Source organism: Rhodococcus sp. NPDC059969 (assembly GCF_042738325.1).
Classification (GTDB): domain Bacteria; phylum Actinomycetota; class Actinomycetes; order Mycobacteriales; family Mycobacteriaceae; genus Rhodococcus_F.
The window spans coordinates 178,573-201,818 of sequence record NZ_JBHWUF010000006.1; the positions used below are offsets into that span (position 1 = coordinate 178,573).

The window sequence follows — 23,246 nt, forward strand, 5'->3', positions numbered from 1 at the left end:
CGCAACCTTCCCGGCGAGAGCCCGAAATGCGGCGGGTGCACAATGAGTGAATGCCACGATCAAGCCCCATTTCCGCTTGGAAGTCTCTTCGCGAAGGCAACGAGCGATTTGTCAACGACGCATCCATCCATCCCAGCCAGGGAATCGCCGACCGCGCGAAACTCGTCGACGGGCAGCACCCCACAGCGGTTCTGTTCGGTTGCGGTGATTCGCGCGTAGCCGCAGAGATCATCTTCGACCAGGGCCTCGGCGACATGTTCGTCGTGCGTACGGCCGGTCATGTACTCGACGATTCGGTTCTCGGTTCGATCGAGTACGCCGTTCACGTGCTCAACGTGCCGCTCATCGTCGTCCTCGGGCACGACGGTTGCGGTGCTGTGAAGGCAACGCTCGACGCCCTGGACAAGGGCGCAGTTCCCGATGGATTCATCCGCAGTGTGGTCGAGCGTGTTGCCCCGTCCATCCTGATGGGCCGCAACGAAGGCTTGTCCACCGTCGACGAACTCGAAGGCCGTCACGTCGTGGAGACCGGCTCTCTGATCATGCAGAGGTCCCGGATCATCGCCGACAAGGTGGACAAGGGTGCGTGCGCGATCGTCGGCGTCACGTACACGTTGTCCGACGGTCACATGCGAGTTCAAGGCGCAGTCGGCGACATCGGCGAGAGCGTCGAGACCGTCGAAGGTTAGATCTTCCGGGGCAGTGGTACCTGGCAGCAGACAATGGGTACCGACACGCCGCCTCAGCTGACGGTTAGTGGACCCTGCGCCAACTACCGTTGAGTCCGTGTTGGAACCTAATGGACCACTGCCCCCCGAGATCTACTGGCGTCGCCGGGCGCTGGCCATTGGTGCCGCCGTCATTGCACTGGCGTTGATCATCTGGGCGGCGTCTGCCCTGTTCGGCGGTGGAAGTGATACCCCGGAGGCCGATTCGGCCGCTGCGAGTTCCTCGCTGACAACAGACGTCTCGTTCACTCCCAACCCTTCCGGATCCAACGCGCCGTCGGGTGACGGTGGTTCGGGTGGGGGCGCTGCCGGTGGATCGGGCGGCTCGGGCACGCAAGCTTCGGGATCGTCGACATCGGCGTCGTCTTCGTCGACCACCGGCGCCCCGGTTCCGGCCGGTCAGTGCGCCGACTCGTCGCTGGCAGTCAAGGCAACCGCTGACAAGGCGACCTTCGCTCCCGGCGAAGAGCCGTCGTTCACGATCGTCATCACCAATATCGGTTCGGCACCCTGTGATCGAGATCTGGCGGGCGGCCTTCAGCAGGTGCTCGTCTACAGCATCGACGGCAAGACCCGTCTGTGGTCCAACGTCGACTGCTACCCGCAGCCCGCTGCCGACGTGCGCAACCTCGCTCCGGGTGAGCAAGCCGCGTTCAAGGTCGCCTGGTCGGCCACGACCTCGAACCCCGAGTGCGCGACCGCGCAGAACCCCGAGCGCAATCCGGTGGGCGCAGGCGCCTACACGGTTGTCGGTCAGCTCGGCGCATTGCGAAGCTCCCCGGAGCCGTTCAACATCGCGTGAGAGCGAGCAAGCGGCGAACGGGTTGGCCTAGTTGAACGATCCGGTGATCGACGTCTCGGCGAGCCGGGACAGTCCCTCACGGATGTGACGGGCCCACAGCCCACCGATGCCCTCGACCGACTGCAGATCGGCAGCCGTAGCGGCCAGTAGCGACTGGAGAGTGCCGAACGATCCGACCAAGCGGTGGATCTGATGGAACTGCAATCGAGGCACACGCATCAGTACGCGATATCCGCGAGGAGTCATCGGAGTATCGAGGGCTTCGATAGTGCCCGGATAACCGAGCACACGCGCAAGCGTCGTGAGATCGAGTAGGTCGGCGTCGGTGACGCGATCGAGTGCGACGAGGACGTTGTCCATCGCCGCGGTACCGATGGGTTCGGGGGCGGCAAGGTAATCCCGAACGATCAGTTGACGTGCAATGTCGTTGTCGCCGACCAGTTCTTCGAGCTGCAGTGCCAGCTGGCGACCATCGGTGCCGAGCTCGAGGACGTCCTGCTCGATCTCGATCGACACACGGCGAACCATTTCGAGTCGCTGTACGACGGTCAACGCGTCGCGCAGGGTCACAAAATCCTCGATTTCGACGACCGACAGTTGCCGTGTCACTTCGTCGAGGCGCGCTTTGTATCGTTCGAGCGTCGCGACGGCCTGGTTGGCGCGCGAAAGTATGGTGGCCGAGCCGTCGATGACGTGCCGGATACCTCCGACGTACACACTGACGATCGACATCGACTGACTGACCGACACCACGGGATAGCCGGTTTGAATCGCCGTGCGCTCGGCGGCACGGTGCCTGGTGCCGGATTCGACGGTGGGAATCTTGTGATCGGGAACGAGTTGGACGTTGGCGCGCACGATGCGTGTGCCGTCCGTCGAGAGGACAACCGCGCCGTCCATCTTCGACAGCTCGCGCAATCGGGTCGGGGCGAACTCCACGTCGAGATTGAATCCGCCGTCACACAGCGCTTCCATCTCTTCGTCGTATCCGAGGACGATCAGCGCGCCGGTACGACCGCGAAGAATGCGCTCGAGCCCGTCTCGCAACGCGGTACCCGGCGCCAACCTGGCGATGGTCTCTCGCAATGCCGACGACGACTGAGTGTCCGCCATCGCACTGATCATTGAGAAACTCCCTGCTGAGGTCGATGTCACTTCGGTCGGGCCCGATGCCTGTGCCGGACTGATCCCCGTTTAGATTACCTATCCATGAGTAGTACCTGGACCCTGCCTGACGACCTGACCCTCCCGGAGCCGACCGAATTCTTTCCGGCCGCCGGCGAGAAGCTGCCTCAGCACTGGTCGAAATGCTTCGGCTGCGGCGACGACCAGCCTGCGGGAATGGCGATGAGTTTCAGGGCCGGTGACGGGCTGGAAGTGACCGGTCGTTTGGAGGTCGCCAAGAAGTATCAGGGCGGTCCGGGAGTTATTCACGGCGGCATTCTGTCGACGGCATTCGACGAGGCTCAAGGTATGGCATGCATGGCTCTCGGCTCGCCGGTGGTGACCGGGCACCTCGAGATCGACTTCGCCAGACCGATCCCGTTGGGATCGGTGCTCGAATTCCGGGCCCGCATCGACGGCGTTGTGCGCCGCAAGGTCTACACCAGTGCAGAAGCGGTGATCGTCGAAGGTCCGACAGCGGATCCGGACACGGTGGTGGGAACATCCCGGGGACTGTTCCTGACCATCACCTCGGAACACTTCGCCAAGACCAAGGAGTTCGTGGACGGCGAACCGACTTCCCCGTTCGGCACCTCGTCGGTCTGACGAGGTAGTCGGCCGCACGCCGATCACTTCACCGGTGTGAGCTTGGGGCGAGACGGGGCTTGTTTGCCGCCCATCAATCCGGCGTAGGCCAGCGCCTCGGCCAGATTCGCCACTTCGTTGACGCGCATGCCGGGAATGTTCGGGCCGGAATCGACTGGCACTATCGCGCTGGTGAATCCCAATCGGGCAGCTTCGATCAGCCGTCGGTTCACGCCGGCAACTCGTCGAACCTCTCCGGCGAGTCCGACCTCGCCGAGGATGACGAGCCCCTTGGGGACGGGTTTGGCTTTCACGGCGGAAGCGACTGCAATGGCGAGAGCCAGATCGGCACCCGGCTCGGTCATCCGCATTCCGCCCACGGTCGCGGCGTAGACGTCGGCCTTCGAGATCGACACGCCGACGCGGCGCTCCAACACGGCCAAAACCATGGCCACACGGGCGGTGTCCAGCCCGCTGACGGCACGGCGAGGTGTCGGCAGGGGTGTGGTGGCAACGAGGGCTTGAACTTCGCCGAGCAGAGGACGCTTACCGTCCATCATCACGGTGACGGCAGTGCCTTCCACGGCTTCTTCACGGTGATGCAGGAAAAGCCCGGACGGATCGCTGATCTCGTTGATGCCCTGCTCGCTCAGCTCGAAGCATCCCACTTCGTCGGCTGCGCCGAACCTGTTCTTTACGCCACGGACCATGCGCAGGGTGGAGTGCTTGTCACCTTCGAAGTGCAGGACCACGTCCACGAGATGTTCGAGCGAGCGAGGGCCGGCGACGGCGCCGTCCTTGGTGACGTGGCCGATCAGAAGCACCGGGATGCCACTTGCCTTGGCCAAGGAGGTCAGGGCGCTGGTGACGGCCTTGACCTGGGTCACGCCGCCGACGACGCCGTCGACGTCGGCAGCAAGCATTGTCTGCACCGAGTCGACGATGACCAGGGTCGGCTTGACCTGCTCGACGTGGCCGAGGATTGTCGCGAGATCGGATTCTGCTGCCAGGTACATCCGCTCGTGGACCGAGTTGGTGCGATCTGCTCGTAGTCGAACCTGACCGGCAGACTCCTCGCCCGTGACGTACAACGCTCGATCTTCGGCACTGCGCATCGCCCAGCGGTAGACGACCTCGAGAAGTAGCGTCGATTTTCCGACACCGGGCTCTCCCGCGAGCAGAACTACGGAACCCGGAACGACACCACCGCCGAGGACGCGGTCCAGCTCGCCGATTCCGGTGGGCTTGGCCTGCGTCGAGGTGCTGTCGATCTGTGTCAACGGGGTGGCCGGCGTCGTTGGTAGTACGGCGCTTGACCCCGCTTTCGCGAGTGAAGCGCCGGCGCGACTGGCGACGGGTGCGACGACGGCGACCTCGGTCATCGAGCCCCACGAGTCGCAGTCCGGACATCTACCGACCCACTTGGGCACTACCGACTGGCATTCGGAGCATCGGTAGTTCGATTTCACTTTGGCCACCGGGACAGACTAGAGGCGGGGTCCGACATGGACCCCGCCTCTAGTGCGATGCTGAAATTGTTCTGCGAGGCGCAGTGTGCGCCTTGGTGATTCGGGGCTCAGTGCCCAGCTTCTGCAACGTCGGGCGACTTGTCCGACTCGTTGCGCTCGAGCTGCGGGCCGGCATCGACAGGCACGTCGACGGTGACCGAACCGGCCTTCTCGAACTTGAACGTGATCGGGACGGTCAAGCCCGGGCGAACGCCTGCCTTGATGTCCTGCAGAACGACGAGAGTGAGCGCAGCGGGTGCGTCGTCGTTCTCTTCGTTGTTCTTGATCTGGGTCTCGGCCTCGGTTGCGGCGCCCTCGCCGGCGGGCAACTGACCGGCCTGCAGTGACGTCTGCGGCTTGATCGTCAAGCCGCCGACCTCTTCACCTGCGATGACGCGTGCTGCGTAATCGGTGGTGATGCTGACGAGCTTGTCCGTGGTCTCGGCGCTGTCGTTCACGACGGTGAACGCGAGCACGGCGTTGCCGCCCGGCTCGATGCTGTATTCCTCGGACGAGGGGTAAGCGATGTGCACGTTGCGCAGTGCGATCTCACCGAGGTTGGCGCTGTTGCCGTTCACGGCGGCCTGCTGGACGGCGGTCTGGCTCACCTGTCCGGAACCGCAAGCGGACAGCGCGATGGCTGCGCCTGCAGCCAGTGCAATGGCGGTAGCGACTCGACGAGTCGGCTTACGGATAGCAGTCACGATTTGTCCTCCACGGCGTCAGGTTCGCACTCCACTAGGCAGAGTAGTAGATAAGGTCCTGCAGGCTGGCCGTCGGGTCGCCACAACGGTTGTCTGCGTGGGCTTTCAGTCGGTTACACAGGGGTGCTCCAGACCAGTTGAATGCACGTACAACAAGCCCTGTCAACCCCTACGCTCGAGCAAGGATGCCCCTGACCTGCACAGTTGATGAGTGGTCGGTTCTTTCACGTGTTAAACTAGTGGAATCGAAAGGGGCACGGGACACATGATTTTCAAGGTCGGAGACACCGTCGTATACCCCCATCACGGTGCGGCGCTGATCGAAGCTATCGAAACCCGCACCATCAAGGGTGAGCAGAAGGAGTACCTGGTTCTGAAGGTCGCTCAAGGCGATCTCACAGTTCGGGTTCCTGCAGACAACGCAGAGTACGTCGGAGTTCGTGACGTGGTCGGCCAAGAAGGCCTCGACAAGGTTTTCCAGGTTCTGCGAGCACCGCACACCGAAGAGCCCACCAACTGGTCTCGTCGATACAAGGCAAATCTCGAGAAGCTTGCCTCAGGTGACGTGAACAAGGTTGCAGAAGTTGTTCGTGACCTGTGGCGTCGTGAGCAGGACCGTGGACTTTCCGCTGGTGAGAAGCGCATGCTCGCCAAGGCTCGTCAGATTCTCGTCGGAGAGCTCGCGCTCGCCGAGGGCACTGACACCGAGAAGGCAGAGACCATTCTCGACGAGGTCCTCGCGGCCGCGTCCTGACGGTAATACAACAAAGCTGACAGTGGCAGTAGTAGCCCTGGTACCTGCTGCAGGTCGGGGAGTGCGTTTGGGCGAGAAATTGCCCAAGGCATTCGTCGAACTCGGTGGGTGCACCATGCTTGCACGCGCGGTCGATGGACTCCGGAAATCCGGAGCGATCGACCGCGTTGTTGTCATTGTGCCGCCTGAGCTGGTCGAATCCGTCGTGGCCGACCTCGGTCTCGCAGCGGACGTCGACGTCGTCGGTGGTGGCGCCGAAAGAACCGATTCGGTTCGAGCCGGCCTCAGTGCTGCCGGTGACGCGGATTTTGTACTCGTGCACGACGCCGCGCGGGCATTGACGCCGCCGGCGCTGATCGCACGTGTCGTCGAAACTCTCCAGGCCGGCAGCTCCGCGGTCATTCCGGTACTTCCGGTTACCGACACGATCAAGTCGGTCGACATACTCGGCGCAGTCACCGGTACGCCTCTTCGTTCGGAGTTGCGTGCGGTTCAAACTCCTCAGGGCTTCTCCACCGACGTCCTGCGGAGTGCGTACGAGGCCGGTGATGTCGCCGCGACCGACGATGCCGCTCTGGTCGAGCGTCTCGGTGTTTCGGTCCAGACGATTCCCGGCGACGCTCTCGCCTTCAAGATCACCACTCCGCTCGACCTCGTCCTTGCACGGGCGCTCCTGATCTCGGAGACAGAGTTGAGTGCGGACTCACGGAACGGAAATTAGATGCGCGTCGGTCTCGGCACGGATGTCCACCCCATCGAGGTGGGCCGACCTTGCTGGATAGCGGGGTTGCTGTTCGAGGAAGCAGACGGGTGCTCAGGGCATTCGGACGGCGACGTCGCCGTCCACGCGCTCTGTGACGCGTTGCTCTCCGCGGCGGGCCTCGGTGATCTCGGTTCGGTTTTCGGCACCGGCAGGCCCGAATGGGACGGCGTGAGCGGCGCTCGAATGTTGGCCGAGGTTCGCCGACTGCTCGAGGAGAACCAGTTCACCGTCGGCAACGCAGCAGTGCAGGTCATCGGTAACCGCCCGAAGATCGGGCCGCGACGCGACGAGGCACAGAGGGTGCTCTCGGACATCCTCGGCGCCCCGGTTTCGGTGTCTGCGACCACCACGGACGGCCTCGGCTTGACCGGTCGCGGCGAGGGGATCGCCGCCATGGCCACCGCGTTGGTCATGACAACCGAACACGACAGGTAAGATCGCTGGTCGTGACCCTGCGCCTATACGACACCGGTACGCGGGCCCTTCGGGATTTTGTTCCGTTGGCCCCCGGACATGCATCGGTGTACCTGTGTGGGGCGACAGTTCAGGGCGACCCTCACATCGGACACGTTCGCAGCGGCGTCGCTTTCGACGTGCTGCGACGCTGGCTGTTGGCGCACGGCAACGACGTTGCCTTCGTGCGCAACGTGACGGACATCGACGACAAGATCCTCAACAAGGCCGCCGACGCCGGCCGACCTTGGTGGGAGTGGGCGACGACGTTCGAGCGTTCGTTCACGTGGGCGTACGACCAATTGGGTGTGCTTCCCCCGTCCATCGAGCCGCGGGCCACCGGTCACGTGACGCAGATGGTCGAGATGATGGAACGCCTGATCGCGAACGGCCACGCGTACGCGGCGGGCGGTGACGTCTACTTCGACGTACAGAGCTACCCCGAGTACGGCGCGCTGTCCGGTCACAAACTCGACGACGTCCATCAGGGCGAGAGTGCCGCCGAGGGAAAGCGCGATCCCCGCGACTTCACTCTCTGGAAGGCCGTCAAGCCCGGTGAGCCCTCGTGGCCGACACCGTGGGGACCCGGCCGTCCGGGCTGGCACCTCGAGTGCTCGGCCATGGCGGAGTTCTACCTCGGCGCGGCATTCGACATCCATTGCGGTGGACGCGATCTCGTCTTCCCTCACCACGAGAACGAAATCGCTCAGGCCAAGTGCGCCGGCGACGATTTCGCTCAGTACTGGCTGCACAACGGTTGGGTCACGATGAGTGGCGAGAAGATGTCCAAGTCGTTGGGCAATGTTCTCTCGGTGCCGAACGTGCTCAAGAAGGTTCGCCCGCAAGAACTTCGGTATTACCTCGGTAGTGCGCACTACCGTTCCAACCTCGAGTACTCCGACGAGGCATTGGACGAAAGTGCGAAGTCCTACCAGGGGCTCGAGTCGTTTGTCCTGCGCACACACAAGCGCGCAGGTGGCGTCGAACTCGGCACGTGGACCGAAGGTTTCGCGGCGGCTCTCGACAACGACTTGTCGGTGCCGATCGCGTTGGCCGAGATCCACGGCAAGGCGAGCGAGGGTAATTCCGCGCTTGCTGCCGGTGATCTCGACGCGGCTCGGGTGGCTGCCGGCCAGGTGCGGGCCATGCTCGCGATCCTGGGCGTCGACCCACTCGACGAGCATTGGACGCAGTCCGGTGGCGACACCGAGACGGCAATGGAAGCTTTGGACGTGTTGGTGCGGGCCGATCTCGATCGTCGGCAGCAGGCACGTACGGAAAAGAACTGGGCGGTGGCGGACGAGGTCCGTGATCGCCTCATCAAGGCGGGTATCGAAGTAACCGATACTCCCGACGGACCCGAATGGTCCCTTAAGGCAGGGCAGTAACAATGGCTGGAAACTCGAGCAGGCGCGGCGCAGTCCGTAAGGGCGGCACCAAGAAGGGCCAGGTTGCCGGTTCCGGTGGCCAGCACAAGCGTGGTCTCGCCGGCCGCGGTGCTACGCCTCCCGCCGAGGCACGCACCAAGCACCCCGCGGCGAAGCGTGCAGCGCGCGCCGCCCGGGCCGACGAGAAGCAGAACCAGGGCCGCGGTGGCCGTCCGGGTCCGGGCCGCAAGGTTCTCGACGGTCCCGAGACCGTGCTCGGTCGCAACCCGGTGGTGGAGTGCCTGCGCGCGGGTGTTCCGGCGACGGCGCTGTGGGTGGCTGTCGGTACCGAGAGCGACGACCGGCTGAAGGAATCTGTTCAGCGGGCTGCCGACGCCGGTATCTCCATCCTCGAGGTGCCGCGCTCGGATCTCGATCGCCTCAGCGCCAACGGTCTTCACCAAGGCGTCGCTCTGCAGGTTCCGCCGTACCGCTACGCGCACCCGGACGATCTTCTGTCCGAGGCACGTAAGCACGCCGAGCCGCCGCTGCTCGTCGCGCTGGACAACATCACCGATCCCCGCAACCTGGGCGCCGTTGTGCGCTCGGTCGCAGCTTTCGGTGGACACGGCGTCGTGATTCCGGAGCGTCGTAGCGCGAGCGTGAGTGCTGTTGCTTGGCGTACCAGCGCCGGCGCTGCCGCTCGTCTGCCGATTGCGCGGGCCACCAACCTCACTCGCACGCTCAAGGACTGGGCGTCGAAGGGTGTTCAGGTCGTCGGTCTCGACGCCGGTGGCGACACCACTCTCGACGAATTCGACGGCAGCGGTCCCGTGGTGATCGTGGTCGGTTCCGAGGGCAAGGGTCTTTCACGTCTCGTCCGCGAGAACTGCGACGCGATCCTCTCGATTCCGATGGCCGGTCCGGTCGAGTCGCTCAACGCGTCGGTTGCCGCCGGAGTTGTCCTGGCGGACATCGCCCGCAGGCGTCGTAGCAGCTGAGTTGTAACGGCTTGCAGGTGAGCCTGGCGGGATCTAGCTCCGTACCGACCAGGCTTCCCACAATGCAGCGTAGGAGCCGTCCGCGCCGATCAGTTCGTCATGTGCCCCGCTCTCGACTACGCGGCCACCGCTCATGACGAGTATTCGATCGGCGCGGACTGCTTGGCTCAGGCGGTGCGCTATCACCACAGCAGTCCTGGCGCTGACCGCGAGCTCGGCCGCCTGATCGAGCAGACCTGCTGCGGTGGTTCCGGCTTCGGCAGTGGCCTCGTCGAGGATGACGACGGGTGGATCGAGCAGAGCCAGTCGGACGAGGGCGATGTGCTGTGCTTGAGCCGCAGTCAACTGGTACCCGCCGGCGCCCACTCGGGTCTCGATCCCTTCCGGAAGCTCGTGAATCCATTGAGCTTTCATCGTTTCGACGACTTCGGCGATCTTCGCATCGTCCGAATCGGGTGCGCACAACCGGAGATCATCGGCGATCGTCCCGACGAACACGTGAACTTCCTGGCTGACCAGGACGATTTTGTGCCGAAGTTCGGCATCACTGAGGTCGTCAATCGGTATGCCGTCGACGGTGATTCGCCCGTCTCCGACGGGAATGATGCCGGCAATCAGTTTGGCGAGCGTGGTCTTTCCGGCGCCGCTGCTTCCGACGACGGCGATTCGTTCCCCCGGTGCGATGGCGATCGAGATCGAATCGATGACCGGAGTGGAGTTGTTGTACGAGTAAGAAACCCGGTCCACCTCGACGCCGATGGGTTCGGACCGAGCCGGGGCAGGAATGGTCGAAGGACGCCCGGGCATCGCGGTGACACCGATCAGGCGAGCCAAGCTGGCACCAGCATCCTGCAATTCGTCGATGTTGGAGAGAAATACCGCAATCGGGCTGAACAGACTGTGGAAGTAGAGCGCGGCAGCTGTAGCAGCGCCGATGGACACCGATCCCGTGGTCACGAGCCAGTAGCCGACGCTCAGGACGGCGGCCAATCCGAGTAGTTCGGCGCCGTTCAGTTGCGCGAAGAAGTTGGTACGCAGTCGAACCGCCTGCATGTCGAAGCTGATGGCATGCTCGGAGGTCGCGGCGATTCGGCCGATGTGCTCGTCAGTTCTCCGTAGGGCAGTGACAGTGCCTGCGCCACCGAGAGTTTCGATGAGCTGCTGTCCCCGCCTGGCCTGCGCAGCGCGGGAGCGTCGGTAGACGGGTCCGGAGCGTCGGAGGAAATGACGAAGAGCAAAATAGTGGATCGGCGCGACCGCAACGATGGCCAGGGTGAAGCGCCAATCGATCACTCCCACACCGACAAGCGTCAGCGAAATCATGAACAGGGCCGATACCGTTGCGGGTAGCACCCGAGCGATGACGGTGTTGACCGCTTCGACGTCACCCGAGACCCGGGAAATCAGATCACCCGTTCCGGCATCCTCGACCAGCGACGACGGCTGCGCGAGCGTAGCGGCGAACACGTCCTCACGAAGATCGGCCAGCACGTTCTGCGCGACCTTCGCGAGAAGCTGTGTGCTCCACCATGTCAGCGCGACTCCTGCGGCCGCTGCGCCGAGCATGAACGCGGTGATACGTAGAAGTGAGACAAACGGCTTGCCCTCCGTGACCGCATCGACCATGAGTCCGAGCAGCGCGGGGGTGGACAGGCCGCAGGCCGTAGCGGAGAGAAGTACGACGGTCGTGAGTGCGAGTGCTCGCTTGTGTGGCCGAAGCAGTGCGATCAATGCGCGGACGGTCTGCTTGGTCGACGCGATCGGTAGGGCAGATACAACCGGAACAGCAGATGCATCCGGAAGAGTTTCGGTCACAGCGAGTCTCCGTCCCGCGCGTCGTCGATCGTCACGACGCGGTCGCACGAATGGAGCAAGGTCGGACTCGAGGTGATCACCACAATGGCCTTGTCGGGAAAGTTTCTCAGTGAGTGTGCAATTCGATGTTCGGTGACAGAATCCACAGAAGTGGTGGGTTCGTGAAGGACCAGGATCGGCTGGGGTTGATGCAGAGCCCGGGCAAGGAGAAGACGTTGGCGTTGACCCCCGGAGAGCTTCTTTCCTTGCTCACCTACCTCGGAGAGATGGCCGTCGGGCAGATGCGTCAACACGTCGTCGAGTGCAGATGACGTCATTGCCGACGAGTCGACGCTCGGTGCAGCCAGATTGTCGAAGACGGTACCGGTGAACACGGTTCCTTCATGAGCGGAGACGAACACCTGATCGCGAACTCCGTCCGGACCGAGTTCGGTTGCATCGGTGCCGAATACGAAGTAGCAGTCGGGGACGAGCGGGGTCTGGTAGGCGAGTTGTCGTGCCAGCCGGTCAGCGGAATCGTCAGCGCGCACGCCCACCACTTCTCCGCGGCGAGCTGAGACGACGGTTCCGTTGTCTGCCGAAATCAGCAGGGCGTCTTCACTTCTGTCGGAGTTGGCCGAGGCCGTGGAGAGCAGCGAATCGATCAGGTGCGGTTCGGCCAGGAGTTCGGACAGTCTGCGCGCGGAGCCCCGCTTGGCGGCGAGTTCGGCACCGAAGAACCCCAGCGTTTCCATCGGACCGGCAATCACTCTGCTCAGGCCGACCACGGTGACGAAGTTACCCACGGTGATCGTGCCTTGATGCGCCATCCACGCGGCACCCAATGCGACTGACGCCAGTACCAACGCGGAGACCCCTGAGTTGAGCGCGGTCAGACTGGACATTGCCCTGACCGTCCGGATCGCTGCGTTCATCGACTCCCGGCTGGCATGGACGTATCGGGAGAGAGCAGTGGGCTCGGCTCCGAAGCCTTTGAGCACTCGCAGTCCGAGCGTGAAATCAGTTGCGAGCATGCCTGCCTCGGCTGCCTTCTTCTGCTCTGCATACACACGCTCGTCCAGTGGACCGCTGATCTTGTGGATGAAAACGAGCTGCGCAGCCGTGATGAGGACGACGATCAGTGCCAGCGGCCACGATACGAATGCAAGCGAAATCACTGCCGCGGCAAGCCCTGCGAAAGCTGAGCCCTGCTCGGCGACAACCCAAGAGAAGCCCGAGACGTGCGAGGCGTCCGAAGTGGAGATGGTGAGAACTTCACCCGTCGAACGCTGAGCTTGCATACCCCTGGCATCGAGTACCCGTCTGGCAGCGTTCAGTCGTAGGTCGTGTTCGCCGTAGACGAAGACCTGTGTGTTCAGGCGAACTGCGACGCGCCACGACAGGGCGAGTCCGACGAACAGAGCGCACAGCACCGCCAGCCACACGAGAAGTGCTGTGCTGTCGGACTTTCCGATTGCCCGATCGACGACGGTGCCGATCAGCACCGGAATGAGGGCTTGAGCGACCTGGTACGACGCCTGACCGGTGACGGCTGCAACCAGTCGCGGGCCGCGTCCGGAGGAGAACGATCCGGTTCTGATCATCTCCATCGGACCGGTACGAGTTTCGGGCAGCGCTGACACTCGTGAAACTCCTCGCCCAGATCCGAACACTCGTTGTGCAGTTCTACGGTAGAGCCGGTGGAGGTACGGAAAGTGCTCGTAGATGCCAAGGGCTACGCGGCAGCGGACAGATGGAGCATCGAGACCCCATTACCGGGATCAGGTCTCGATATACCTGCCTGGTCGAAACAAGTACGTTTGCGAAGAGAGCTGACAGAAGATGAAAAGCACTACCCGAATAGTGGCTGCGTTGGCCGCAATTGCCCTGCTCGCAGGCTGCCAGAGCAGCACCGAGTCAACTGCGTCGGAGGATACGACGCAGTTGGCCGAGACCGGTGCGCTGCCGGCCACCATCGACCACGCGTACGGCTCGACCACCATCGAGACCGAACCTCAGCGGATCGTGACCATCGGTTGGAACAGCCAGGATTCGGTCCTTGCACTGGGTAAGACGCCCGTCGCCATGGAGTCGTTCAGTGGGGCAGGCTTGGAGAGCGGAATCCTGCCGTGGGACGAAGAATTGTTGGGCGATGCCGAACCGACGTTGCTCGACAGCACGTCCGGTGTGCCGTTCGAGCAGATCCTGGCATTGGAGCCGGACGTGATCATCGCGGTGGTCTCCGGAATCACCGAAGACGACTATGCACGTCTGACTCAGATCGCACCCACGATTCCGTTCAAGGAGACTGCATGGGCGACCACGTGGCAGGAACAGTTGTCGACCATCGGTTCAGTGCTCGGTCAACCGAAGCGGGCGGCTGAGCTGATCGAGGAAACCGACGAGTCCATAGCCGACCTCGCCGCGGGCTCCCCGAATCTGAACGGGAAGACCTTGACCTTCCTCTCGGGAAACATCGACGGCCTCACCAATTACTGCGCCGACGACGGCCGAGTCATCCTGATGACCCAGCTCGGACTGAAGCAGTCGGCCGGAAGCGCAGGGCTGTGCGGCGACACGCAGGGTTCCGTCACCGCATCGCGCGAACAGTTCAACGAACTGGGCGCGGACGTTATCGTGCTCAACGACGCGAGTGGCCAGGGGCTCCCCGGATTGATGGGAGACAAGTTGTTTGCCGACCTGCCGGCGGTCAAGGAGGGCAGGCTGATTCAGCAGCTCGGCCTGGCCCGAGTCATGGCACTGGCCTCACCCACGTCGCTGAGCGTGAAATATGCCTTCGCCGAACTGGTCTCGAAGATGAACGGGTTCTGACCGACTGATACTTCTGCCCAGCTGATGATTCTGACCAGCTAGGCCGACAATTCGCACGCATCCGAGTAATAGTTCTTCGGTGTCCGTCCGGTGACCTTGCGGAACACGCTGGTGAAGGCGCTGGGGGTTTCGTATCCGACACGGCGGCTGACCGTCGAAACAGGAACGCCCGCAGCGAGATAGGACATCGCAGCGCGGACGCGAACTTGAATTCTCCACTCGGTGAAGGACATCCCCGTGCCCTGAGCGAACACGCGGCTCAGGGTGCGGGGGCTTCCGCCGACCACGTAGGCCCAATCGGCGAGCCCGCGTTGATCGGCGGGGTCGGCGATCAAGCGGCGTGCGACGGCGAGGGCCCGGGGATCGGCGGGCATCGGCACCGCGACATCGGCCGCCTCGATGGGCGCGAGCGTGTCGAAGACTACTGATTCGGCGCGTAAGCGAGCCTCGGTCGGCATATTTCGCTGGTGCAGGTGGATGAGCATCGTCTTGACCACGTCGTCGATGCCGATGATTGCGGGTTTTGTCCACGGGTGGGGGAACGACTCGGGCCGGAAGTACGTGAAACGAGCCTCGGTGGATGCGCCGAGCGTGATGCGCCGTGGAGTTCCGGCCGGGATCCACATGCCGACCGTCGGTGGGATCTGCCAACGAATGTCGTCGATGTAGGCGCTCATCTCTCCGGAAGCGCCCCAGAGGAGTTCGTGTTCGGGATGGCGGATCTCACGCCACGCCCGCTTCTGATCGCGCCCGATGGTGGACGTGGTCATGGAGAAAGGGAGCGGAACGTACCGGCCTGCCGGCACAGCCCAGTACGGAAATCCTGTGGAACTCATCGCTGGATCATACCGCGGATGACTTAGGTAATGCTTTCCTATTTGGTTCTTTGATGCGGGCGCGACGGAGTGTGATCGCCACAAAAGATCGAGGGTGGCATCGAGTCCGAAGACTCGATGCCACCCTCGAACACAATCCCCGACGGAGTGTTTACAGGTGGAGCGGGCGAATCAGCTGCCGTTGGCCAGGACACCGCTGATGATGTCGGAGATGAAGCCGGCCGGGTTGTCCAGGATGGAGGAGCCGGCCGAACCGGTTCCGCCCTCGCCGTCAGAAGAGCCGAAGCCCAGATCTGCCGAGCCCGATGCGGCTGCCTCGCCGGGGTTCTTGGCGCGGATCTTGGCGTAGACGCCGCTGATGTTCTGATCGGTGCTGAACAGCGAGATACCGATCGAGCTGGAGAGTTCCTGGTACGAACCGATCGGTGCATCATCGGCGACGAGGTACTGTGCCTCGATCGTCACGGTCTTGCTACCGGTGGGGGAAATCAGCCAACCGGTGCTCGGAATGTTGACGGTGCGGTTGGTCGTATCGACAGACGGCGTGACGGATTCGGTCTTCTGGCCACCGACCAAATGCCATGCGTTGACCGTCGCGGAGTCCTGGATGTATTTGAACGTGGCGGGGTAGCGATCGACGAACTGATTGACGTAGCGCTCGGGGTGGCCGGTCGTAGAGATCACGGTGCGTACGGTGACCTTGCCGCCGGGTGCAACTTCGCCGTCGCCGACAATGCTCTTGGTGATCCGGACGTTGGAGGAGTTGACGGTCGCAGAGGCCGGGTGGGCTGCATCAGCGCTTGCGGTGCCTGCGCTCATGAAAAGTCCGCTGGTGGCCAACGCAGCGATTGCTACTCCGGTGAGTGTTTTGCGCATTGAAAAACGTGACATGAAGTTCTCCGTTCGAGGGGTTCGGCGGCGGCGATGTGGTGACTCTTCAAAGGTTGCGCCGCGGTAACCATTGAAATCTATCGGACGCTTGCTCATGTAGAAGTTGGGCAAAATTTACGGAAAAGTCCGGTTTGAGAAGCTTTTTCTCGGCTAGGTTGCCTGTCGATAACTGAGTGCTGACAATTTTGACGAAAAGCTGGGCGAATGTCCAGGTCGCCTGTATCGTACTTCGGGAGTCGGGTTGTAACAAGTTCCAGTAATCGACGAAATCGGTTGTCCTGGAACTCTAAAGAGCGGAGATGTTTCGTGAAGAAGGTTGGATCCAGGAATCGGAATCTGTCCACTGTCGGCGTCGGGCTGGGGGCGATCGCTCTGGCTGTGGGTGCAAGCACTTTTAGCGCTGGGGTCGCGACTGCCGAGACTGCAACTTCTGGTGCCTACACATTTACTCGCACCGTGGACAACGCGTCCCCGAAGATCGGCGACACGATCACCTACACGACAGTGTCGAAGAAGAGCGGAATCGACGGATATATCAGCAGGTTCACCGAGACTCATGCCGCATGCTTGACCTTTGTCCCGGGTTCGGCGAAGGTCACGAAGTTTCACGTTGGCGGGACGATGACCGAAACCACGGAAACACCGGAACTGACAGCCACGACGCTCCAAGTGACCAGTGCCGGCTGGATCAACAACGGAAGCAAGCCGGTGACCATGAAGACCAGCTACACGGTCACTGCTTCGTGTGCGCCGGGAACCGTCTACGGAAGTGGATTGGCGGTAGGTGCCACGGTGATGGGCAACGGATTCCAGTCGAGTGCGAATTTCGCCAACGTGGGACCGTCCATCACTGTCCGCGCCGCGGATGCGGTCGATCCGGTTGACCCGGTCGATCCGGTTGACCCGGTCGATCCGGTCGATCCGGTCGATCCCGTCGATCCCGTTGATCCCACTGGCCCCGGAACCGGTGGAGGAAGCGGATCACTCGGCTCGTTGAGTGGTGGTCTCGGTTCCCTCAGCGGCCTGTTCGGCTCGAGCTAGTCGAGAGTTGTGAAACGGCGGGCCGAGACTGTCGAAGTCTCGGCCCGCCGCTGTTGTTCGGTGATCAGGTATTCAAACCATCAGGTGCTCATCCGAATTCGATGGAAGTGTTGATTTCCTCCACCTGGTTGGACGTCTGCATGTTTGTCGTATCGGTGAACTGGTTTGCGAAGCTGACCAAGTAGACCGGCGAGTTGTCGTCGGCTTGGTATGCGACAACTGTCATGACGGCGTACAGCGGAACGTCCACATTTGGAGCGGTCCAGGTTCCGGAGAGGCGGAATCCCCGCTGTCCGTCGACGTCGATCTCGGTGTACTTCACCTCCGTCCACCCGTCGAGAGTCGCGATTGTTTCACGCGCGGCGGCAAGAACTTCGTCTTTTGTTGCGGTGCCTTGGTTTTCGACCGTCACGGTGGTGTTCGGCATGAAGCCGCTGGGTTCGCGGGTGTTGCTGGACAACGCATCCGTAACGCCGGCAGGGATGTTCTCGCCGTGAGTCCAGCTCGGCGGGAGGCTGACACTGATGCTCGGCGCTTCGGGGTCGTCGCCGGTTTCGATCGTCGTCCGCTCACCGATGAACGGTGTCCCGTCCCGCAAGGTCGGCGTCGCGGGAGCGGCAGACGGCGAGGATGCAGAATTTTCGGAAGCAGTGGTCTCACTGGTGTTGGTATCACTGGAGACGGCGTCGCCGCTTTCCGAACTGCTGCATCCGGACAGGACGAGTGCAGCAGTGATCAGTGACGCTATTCCGAGAGCAAGTGTGCTGCTCTTAGGGCTCATAGTGTGACAGTCCTTCAGGTTCTGGCGACGGCCGAGCGCCGCCGGCAGCGTTGCTGGCGCGGCTGAGACTATCAGCGCTACGACGGCCGAGTAGTGGCCTTGAAGGTAATGGTGCTGCCGGGCCGCAGCTGTGCCAGCGACGCAATCCCCGCGTCGGAGACGACGGCGATGACGGGGTATCCGCCGGTCACGGGATGGTCGGCGAGAAACACGACGGGCGCTCCGCCTGGTGGCACCTGGATGGACCCCACGACGACGCCTTCGCTCGGCAGTTCCTCCGTGCGTGAGCGATGCAGAGGCCCTTGGCCCTGTAACCGGACACCGACGCGGTTGGTGTGTTCGGTGACTTTCCAGGTGGTGTGAAGCAGTGCCTGAACGGATGCGGCAGTGAACCAGGAATTTCGTGGGCCGAGCGTGATCTCGAGTGGAACTGCGCCGAGTGGAGGGGCCGGCGGTGGAATCAACTCTTCGGTGGGCCACGTCCCTTCCTCGGCCCCGAGGAGGAGGTGATCGCCGACGGTGAGCGGCGGCGGCCCGAGTCCGGAGAGCGTGTCGGTGGATCTGCTGCCGAGTACCTGCGGGACGTCGATGCCGCCGCGTGCGGAGATGTACGTTCTCAAACCAGTTGTACTGTAACCTAATTCGAGAATACTGCCATCGTCGAGGTGCATGCTCGCGTAGTCAGGCACCGGCTGTCCGTCGACGGTCAGCGGTACCCGTGCGCCCGTCACGGCCACCGTCATCGATCCGGCGGCTCGCATAGCGAAACCGCCAGTGGTGACTTCGATGGTTGCCGCTCGAAAAGTGTTGCCTACAAGTCTGTTCGCGCTGTCGTGCGAGATCATGTCGACGGCGCCGGATCTGCCGACCCCGAGGGCGCCGTAGCCTGTCCGCCCGCGGTCTTGAACTGTGGCGAGCGGGCCGGTACGCACTACCTCGAGCCAGGCCATGAATCCATTCTCCCGCAACAACGCGGTGAAGACACCGAAATCATGAGGGCATCAAATTCACGCACGGACAAAGGTGACCGTGGTGCCGGGTAGAAGCAACGCCGGCGGGCGGCGTTCGGCATCCCACACCGACAGTTCCGTGGTTCCGATCAACTGCCAGCCGCCCGGGGAACTACGTGGGTAGACGCCCGAGAACGGGCCGGCCAATCCGACTGCCCCGGCCGAGACCTGCCTGCGCGGGTCCGATCGGCGGGGAACCTCCAGCCTTGTCTCGGTGCTGGTCAGGTACGCGAAACCCGGGGCGAAACCGATGAACGCGACGGTCCACGACGCAGACGTGTGAGCGTCAATCACACCGCCGACCCCGAGTCCGGTCAGCTTGCCCACTTCGGCAAGGTCGGCGCCGTCGTAGCTGACCGGAATCTCGACTGCAGGTCCGCTCTCGTCGGCCGTCAGTTCGATCGGTACGGCACCGCGCACCCATTTCTCCACGAGTTGGTGCCCGGTGATCGTGTTGTCGTACTCGATCAAGATGGTTCGCGCCGCAGGAATCAAGTCGATCACCCCAGGGATCCGACTGGCGTCGAGGGCCCTGAAGTTGCCCAACACGTTCAGCAGTTCGTCGTACTCGACGAGGACTGCGGATTCACCGGCGGGCAGGATCGTGATCATGTGAACGGCGTGATCTCGACGTCGGAGGATTCGAGGAGTGCGCGGATCGCCGCGGCCATGTCGACGGCCGCCGGACTGTCACCGTGCACGCACACCGAGGCTGCGGCGATCTCGAGGGTGCTCCCGTCGACTGCGTCGAATACGCCGTCGACGATCATGCTGCGAACCCGTTCTGCAACAAGCGTCGGGTCGTGCAGCACCGACCCCGGTTCGGTTCGGGGGACCAGGGTGCCTTCTGCCGTGTACGCGCGATCGGCAAAAGCCTCGGCGACGATGTCGAGTCCGGCCTCGCGAGCCTCTTCCAGAAACACCGAACCCGGCAGTCCGAGAACAGGGAGCGAACTGTCGTAGGCGACGACAGCGGCGACCACGGCCCGTGCTTGCCGACGGTGATGAACTATCGCGTTGTAGAGCGCGCCGTGGGGTTTGACGTACGTGACCCGCGATCCGGCGACACGAGCCAAACCGTCGAGCGCCCCTATTTGATAAATGACGTCAGCGGTCAGGTCCTTCGGAGAGACGTCGATGAAGCGTCTGCCGAAACCGGCGAGGTCTCGGTACCCCACCTGCGCGCCGATCCGGACGCCGCGGGTGGCGGCGGATTCGCAAGTCGCCAACAGCGTCGTCGGGTCGCCCGCATGGAATCCGCAGGCGATGTTCGCGCTTGTGACAAGTTCGAGCATGGCGTCGTCGTCGCCCAGGGTCCAGGCTCCGAAGCCCTCGCCGAGGTCGCTGTTCAGATCAACGCTGTAGCCCATACCTCGATTCTAGGTAGGTATGGGCTCTCGGTGTTCAGGCGTGCGCCGGAATCCGTCCGGCATTCTTGCGGCGTGCGGATCCGAAGAGTCGGCATATCAGGTAAATCACGAACGAGACCGAGGTGACGAAACTCGAGACGGGAACACCGGGGGCCAGCGAGAGAAGGATGCCGCCGACGGCTGCCAGTTCGGCGAACACGACGGAGAGAATCGTGGCCTTGAGTGGGCTTGCCGTGACGTACGCGGCGGCCGCTGCGGGAGTGATCAGCAGCGACATCACCAGCAGGGCGCCGACGATCTGCACGCCGAGCGCGGCGGTGATTCCGACCAACACTGCGAACACTATCGACAGTGCCCGCACCGGAACACCGCGAGCTGCAGCAACTTCGGGATCGGTGCTCGCGAACAACAAAGGGCGGTAGATGAATCCGAGTGTGCCGATCACGATGACCGCGCACAGCAGCAGAAGTTCGAGACCGCTGTTTCCCGGCGCCACGATCTGTCCGACCAACAACGAGAAGCTGGTTCCTGTGCGACCGTCGTACGCCCAGAGGAACAACACCGACAGGCCGAGGCCGAAAGCCATGATCACGCCGATCACCGAATCCCGGTCCCGCGCTTTGGCTCCGAGTAGCCCGAACAGAACCGCGGCGACCACGGATCCGACGATGGCGCCGAAGCCGACGCCCACGCCGACAAGAAGTGCGGCGGATGCACCGGTCAGCGACAGCTCACTCGTACCGTGCACCGAGAACGACATCTGACGGCTCACGATCAGCGGCCCGATGATGCCCGCCAGCAATCCGAGGATGGCGCCGGCGATCAACGCCTGTTGGACGAAGTCGTACTGAAGTAGATCGACGGTGGCGGACACGTCGAACATCCGCGACATCGCGTCGGTGAACTTGTTACTCACTGGTGGTGATCCTCATCAGAATGGTGAACGCCTTCGCCTGGACGCAGACCGCCGGCGCTGCCGAGTGCGTCGATGGCATCTCCGGTGCCGATCACGACGAGGCGACCACGAACCTGCAGCACCTCGACGTCGGTGTTGTACAGATCCGAGAGAACCTCGGACGTCATCACTTCGGCCGGCGTCCCGATCCGGAATTTGCCGTCCACCAGATAGAGCACTCGATCCACCAACGGCAGGATCGGATTGATCTCGTGCGTCACGAACAGCACCGCCGTGTCATGGCTGCGTCGACGCTTGTCGATCAGCGTCGAGACCAGGTGCTGGTTGGCTAGGTCGAGGCTGAGCAGCGGCTCGTCGCACAGCAGGATCCGTGGGTCGCCGACCAAAGCCTGAGCGATCCGCAGTCGCTGCTGCTCGCCGCCGGACATGGAGCCGATGGGGGCGTCGGCAAACGACTGGGCGCTGACCTGCGCGATGGCGTCGTCGACGATCTTGCGTCGACGACCCCGGCGCAGTAGCCCCGTGCCCCACTGGTGACCGTCGACGCCGAGGCCGACCAGGTCGCGGCCGCGGAGGGGGAGGCCGTCGTCGATCGACTTCTGCTGCGGGATGTACCCGACATGTGAGTTCCCGGCGCGCGCCGGCGTGCCGACGATCTGAGCACTACCACCGCTGAGTTGCAGTTGACCCAGAAGAATCTTCAGGAGCGAGGTCTTGCCAGACCCGTTCGGTCCGAGTACGGCGATGAACTCACCTGGCTGTACCTCGAGGTCGAGTCCGTCCCAGAGGGTGCGGGTGCCGAAGGACAGTCGAGCATCCTTCAGCGTCACGGCGGGCACGGTGTTTCCCGAAGGCGCGGTGTTACCAGAGGGCACGGTGTTTCCTGAAGGCACGGAGTCACCAGAAGGCACAGGAGTATTCGCGGAAGTTTCTGTCACAAGCCGATCGGTTCTTCTCGGAAATGGTGGGGCAAAAATTACTGGGCAGAGAGGGCGTTTGCGAGCGACTCCGCGGTCTGCGTCTGCCACTGAATGTAGTCCAGGCCCTCGGGGAGAGTCTCCGTAACCTCGACGACGGGCACTCCGGCGGTTTCGGCGGTGGTGCGCATGTCCTGGGTCACTTTGTCCTGCGTCTGGATGTTGTAGACCAGTGCGCGGGCCTGCTTCTCCGAGAGGAGCTGGCGCGTTGCGGCGATTGCGGCCGGTGAAGGATCGTTGCCGTCTTCGATGGCGCTGGTGAACTCTTCGGGAGTTGCGTCCTTCAGTTCAGCTGCGACCAGGAGGTAGTGCGCGATCGGTTCGGTCTGAGCCACCGGTGCGCCCGCGTGGGCAGCGGCGATGGAATCGGTGATCGCTGTGACGCCGGCGAGCTTCTGGCTGTATGCCTTCGCGTTGTCCTCATAGGTTGCCGCGTTGTCAGGATCGAGTGCGCTCAGTTGATCGGCAACCGAATGTGCGACGGCGTCGACGGTCGGGATGTCGAACCAGACGTGTTCGTTGACTGCGCCGTGGGTGTGACCGTCATGCGATTCGCCCGCGGTTTCGCCGGCATGGATGCCGCCGTCGAGCAGGTTGTAGGCGTTGACAGTCTTCTGCTCACCCTTGCCTGCGTCGAGGACGTCGGTGATGAACTGGTCGTAGCCGCCGCCGTTGTAGACGACGAGCGATGCGTCGGTGATCTTGGCGGCATCGGCGGGAGTCGCCTCGAACGAGTGTGGGTCCGCGGACGGCTCGTTGATGATCGACGTCACGGTCAGCTTGTCGCCTGCGACGGCCTGCGCGACGTCGCCCCACACGTTCGTCGATGCGACGACGGTGATGCCTTCGTCTTTCGAAGAGGTGGAGCTGCACGCGGTGAGCGCGAAGGCTGCGGCGACCGAGACGGCCGCGAGGGCGGTGGCGGTGCGGAATTTCGACGACGAACGCACGTGCTTTTCTCCTGAACAA

At 63.1% G+C, this 23,246-nt stretch carries 24 protein-coding genes; 10 read left to right on the top strand and 14 right to left on the bottom strand.

From position 1 onward, the window contains the following. Window positions 1-50: 50 nt before the first annotated feature. On the top strand, window positions 51-689 hold the full coding sequence (locus ACFWAD_RS18400; protein WP_007726896.1) for a carbonic anhydrase: 639 nt from the start codon (window positions 51-53) through the stop codon (window positions 687-689). Window positions 690-786: 97 nt separating this feature from the next. Further along, window positions 787-1,530 (top strand): DUF4232 domain-containing protein, encoded by a 744-nt coding sequence (locus ACFWAD_RS18405; RefSeq protein ID WP_378534964.1) that lies wholly within the window; start codon window positions 787-789, stop codon window positions 1,528-1,530. Window positions 1,531-1,557: 27 nt separating this feature from the next. On the opposite strand, the gene disA is transcribed toward ACFWAD_RS18405, so the two are convergent. Continuing rightward, window positions 1,558-2,643, bottom strand: coding sequence for a DNA integrity scanning diadenylate cyclase DisA (gene disA / locus ACFWAD_RS18410; RefSeq protein WP_378546691.1), 1,086 nt, complete (start codon window positions 2,641-2,643; stop codon window positions 1,558-1,560). Window positions 2,644-2,739: 96 nt separating this feature from the next. Here disA and ACFWAD_RS18415 point away from each other — a divergent pair, with 96 nt between their 5' ends. Next, a complete protein-coding gene (locus tag ACFWAD_RS18415; protein WP_378534968.1) occupies window positions 2,740-3,300 on the top strand; it encodes a PaaI family thioesterase in 561 nt (186 codons plus the stop codon). Between the two features lie 23 nt (window positions 3,301-3,323). On the opposite strand, the gene radA is transcribed toward ACFWAD_RS18415, so the two are convergent. After that, a complete protein-coding gene (gene radA, locus ACFWAD_RS18420; protein ID WP_276116490.1) occupies window positions 3,324-4,757 on the bottom strand; it encodes a DNA repair protein RadA in 1,434 nt (477 codons plus the stop codon). A 98-nt stretch (window positions 4,758-4,855) separates the two neighbouring features. Continuing rightward, window positions 4,856-5,491 (bottom strand): copper chaperone PCu(A)C, encoded by a 636-nt coding sequence (locus ACFWAD_RS18425; protein WP_021342814.1) that lies wholly within the window; start codon window positions 5,489-5,491, stop codon window positions 4,856-4,858. 265 nt (window positions 5,492-5,756) lie between these two features. Here ACFWAD_RS18425 and carD point away from each other — a divergent pair, with 265 nt between their 5' ends. The 5 genes from carD to rlmB are packed head-to-tail and all read left to right on the top strand — an operon-like array spanning window position 5,757 to window position 9,829. Beyond that, window positions 5,757-6,245 (top strand): RNA polymerase-binding transcription factor CarD, encoded by a 489-nt coding sequence (gene carD, locus ACFWAD_RS18430; protein WP_003945666.1) that lies wholly within the window; start codon window positions 5,757-5,759, stop codon window positions 6,243-6,245. Between the two features lie 22 nt (window positions 6,246-6,267). Continuing rightward, entirely contained in the window at window positions 6,268-6,966 is a 699-nt protein-coding gene (ispD, locus tag ACFWAD_RS18435; RefSeq protein ID WP_378546341.1) for a 2-C-methyl-D-erythritol 4-phosphate cytidylyltransferase, read from the top strand. Then, complete coding sequence (ispF, locus tag ACFWAD_RS18440; RefSeq protein WP_378546344.1) at window positions 6,967-7,443, top strand: 2-C-methyl-D-erythritol 2,4-cyclodiphosphate synthase; 477 nt, start codon at window positions 6,967-6,969, stop codon at window positions 7,441-7,443. 11 nt (window positions 7,444-7,454) lie between these two features. Then, a complete protein-coding gene (gene cysS / locus ACFWAD_RS18445; protein ID WP_378546347.1) occupies window positions 7,455-8,849 on the top strand; it encodes a cysteine--tRNA ligase in 1,395 nt (464 codons plus the stop codon). Between the two features lie 2 nt (window positions 8,850-8,851). Next, a complete protein-coding gene (rlmB, locus tag ACFWAD_RS18450; RefSeq protein ID WP_378546350.1) occupies window positions 8,852-9,829 on the top strand; it encodes a 23S rRNA (guanosine(2251)-2'-O)-methyltransferase RlmB in 978 nt (325 codons plus the stop codon). Between the two features lie 33 nt (window positions 9,830-9,862). Here the strand turns inward: rlmB and ACFWAD_RS18455 are convergent, their stop codons facing one another. Beyond that, window positions 9,863-11,644: an ABC transporter ATP-binding protein gene (locus tag ACFWAD_RS18455; RefSeq protein WP_378546353.1), complete on the bottom strand. Its 1,782-nt coding sequence runs from the start codon at window positions 11,642-11,644 to the stop codon at window positions 9,863-9,865. Next, window positions 11,641-13,266: an ABC transporter transmembrane domain-containing protein gene (locus ACFWAD_RS18460; protein ID WP_378546356.1), complete on the bottom strand. Its 1,626-nt coding sequence runs from the start codon at window positions 13,264-13,266 to the stop codon at window positions 11,641-11,643. The genes ACFWAD_RS18455 and ACFWAD_RS18460 overlap by 4 nt, the downstream gene beginning before the upstream one ends. Window positions 13,267-13,465: 199 nt before the next feature. Here ACFWAD_RS18460 and ACFWAD_RS18465 point away from each other — a divergent pair, with 199 nt between their 5' ends. Then, a complete protein-coding gene (locus tag ACFWAD_RS18465; protein ID WP_378546358.1) occupies window positions 13,466-14,455 on the top strand; it encodes an ABC transporter substrate-binding protein in 990 nt (329 codons plus the stop codon). A gap of 38 nt (window positions 14,456-14,493) precedes the next feature. Here ACFWAD_RS18465 and ACFWAD_RS18470 read toward each other — a convergent pair whose 3' ends face one another. Continuing rightward, window positions 14,494-15,291, bottom strand: coding sequence for a helix-turn-helix domain-containing protein (locus ACFWAD_RS18470; RefSeq protein ID WP_378546361.1), 798 nt, complete (start codon window positions 15,289-15,291; stop codon window positions 14,494-14,496). A gap of 171 nt (window positions 15,292-15,462) precedes the next feature. Continuing rightward, the gene (locus ACFWAD_RS18475) at window positions 15,463-16,182 is read right to left on the bottom strand and encodes a hypothetical protein (RefSeq protein ID WP_378546364.1); all 720 of its coding nucleotides are present in this window, start codon (window positions 16,180-16,182) and stop codon (window positions 15,463-15,465) included. Between the two features lie 456 nt (window positions 16,183-16,638). Between ACFWAD_RS18475 and ACFWAD_RS18480 the strand changes: the two genes are divergently transcribed. After that, the gene (locus tag ACFWAD_RS18480; protein WP_378546367.1) at window positions 16,639-17,223 is read left to right on the top strand and encodes a hypothetical protein; all 585 of its coding nucleotides are present in this window, start codon (window positions 16,639-16,641) and stop codon (window positions 17,221-17,223) included. An 88-nt stretch (window positions 17,224-17,311) separates the two neighbouring features. Here the strand turns inward: ACFWAD_RS18480 and ACFWAD_RS18485 are convergent, their stop codons facing one another. From ACFWAD_RS18485 to ACFWAD_RS18515, 7 genes are all read right to left on the bottom strand, one after another. Further along, complete coding sequence (locus tag ACFWAD_RS18485; protein ID WP_378546370.1) at window positions 17,312-18,004, bottom strand: LpqN/LpqT family lipoprotein; 693 nt, start codon at window positions 18,002-18,004, stop codon at window positions 17,312-17,314. 77 nt (window positions 18,005-18,081) lie between these two features. Next, window positions 18,082-18,954, bottom strand: coding sequence for a biotin-dependent carboxyltransferase family protein (locus ACFWAD_RS18490; RefSeq protein ID WP_378546373.1), 873 nt, complete (start codon window positions 18,952-18,954; stop codon window positions 18,082-18,084). A gap of 57 nt (window positions 18,955-19,011) precedes the next feature. Further along, window positions 19,012-19,626, bottom strand: coding sequence for a 5-oxoprolinase subunit PxpB (pxpB, locus tag ACFWAD_RS18495; RefSeq protein ID WP_378546376.1), 615 nt, complete (start codon window positions 19,624-19,626; stop codon window positions 19,012-19,014). Beyond that, complete coding sequence (locus ACFWAD_RS18500; RefSeq protein WP_378546379.1) at window positions 19,623-20,384, bottom strand: LamB/YcsF family protein; 762 nt, start codon at window positions 20,382-20,384, stop codon at window positions 19,623-19,625. Before ACFWAD_RS18500 ends, pxpB begins: the two co-directional genes overlap by 4 nt. A gap of 34 nt (window positions 20,385-20,418) precedes the next feature. Beyond that, window positions 20,419-21,300 (bottom strand): metal ABC transporter permease, encoded by an 882-nt coding sequence (locus tag ACFWAD_RS18505; RefSeq protein WP_003945811.1) that lies wholly within the window; start codon window positions 21,298-21,300, stop codon window positions 20,419-20,421. Beyond that, window positions 21,297-22,175 carry a metal ABC transporter ATP-binding protein gene (locus ACFWAD_RS18510; protein WP_378546383.1) on the bottom strand — a complete coding sequence of 293 codons (879 nt, stop codon included), beginning with the start codon at window positions 22,173-22,175 and terminating at the stop codon, window positions 21,297-21,299. Before ACFWAD_RS18510 ends, ACFWAD_RS18505 begins: the two co-directional genes overlap by 4 nt. Before the next feature lie 101 nt (window positions 22,176-22,276). Then, window positions 22,277-23,227 carry a metal ABC transporter solute-binding protein, Zn/Mn family gene (locus ACFWAD_RS18515; RefSeq protein ID WP_317551632.1) on the bottom strand — a complete coding sequence of 317 codons (951 nt, stop codon included), beginning with the start codon at window positions 23,225-23,227 and terminating at the stop codon, window positions 22,277-22,279. Window positions 23,228-23,246: the final 19 nt, after the last annotated feature.

What these genes read in the sequence shown, in the direction of transcription:
- ACFWAD_RS18400 (WP_007726896.1), top strand. Translation starts at nt 51, where the DNA reads ATGCCACGATCAAGCCCCATTTCCGCTTGGAAGTCTCTTCGCGAAGGC.
- disA (WP_378546691.1), bottom strand. Translation starts at nt 2,643, where the DNA reads ATGGCGGACACTCAGTCGTCGTCGGCATTGCGAGAGACCATCGCCAGG.
- ACFWAD_RS18415 (WP_378534968.1), top strand. Translation starts at nt 2,740, where the DNA reads ATGAGTAGTACCTGGACCCTGCCTGACGACCTGACCCTCCCGGAGCCG.
- carD (WP_003945666.1), top strand. Translation starts at nt 5,757, where the DNA reads ATGATTTTCAAGGTCGGAGACACCGTCGTATACCCCCATCACGGTGCG.
- ispF (WP_378546344.1), top strand. Translation starts at nt 6,967, where the DNA reads ATGCGCGTCGGTCTCGGCACGGATGTCCACCCCATCGAGGTGGGCCGA.
- rlmB (WP_378546350.1), top strand. Translation starts at nt 8,852, where the DNA reads ATGGCTGGAAACTCGAGCAGGCGCGGCGCAGTCCGTAAGGGCGGCACC.
- ACFWAD_RS18465 (WP_378546358.1), top strand. Translation starts at nt 13,466, where the DNA reads ATGAAAAGCACTACCCGAATAGTGGCTGCGTTGGCCGCAATTGCCCTG.
- ACFWAD_RS18470 (WP_378546361.1), bottom strand. Translation starts at nt 15,291, where the DNA reads ATGAGTTCCACAGGATTTCCGTACTGGGCTGTGCCGGCAGGCCGGTAC.
- ACFWAD_RS18475 (WP_378546364.1), bottom strand. Translation starts at nt 16,182, where the DNA reads ATGTCACGTTTTTCAATGCGCAAAACACTCACCGGAGTAGCAATCGCT.
- ACFWAD_RS18485 (WP_378546370.1), bottom strand. Translation starts at nt 18,004, where the DNA reads ATGAGCCCTAAGAGCAGCACACTTGCTCTCGGAATAGCGTCACTGATC.
- ACFWAD_RS18490 (WP_378546373.1), bottom strand. Translation starts at nt 18,954, where the DNA reads ATGGCCTGGCTCGAGGTAGTGCGTACCGGCCCGCTCGCCACAGTTCAA.
- pxpB (WP_378546376.1), bottom strand. Translation starts at nt 19,626, where the DNA reads ATGATCACGATCCTGCCCGCCGGTGAATCCGCAGTCCTCGTCGAGTAC.
- ACFWAD_RS18500 (WP_378546379.1), bottom strand. Translation starts at nt 20,384, where the DNA reads ATGGGCTACAGCGTTGATCTGAACAGCGACCTCGGCGAGGGCTTCGGA.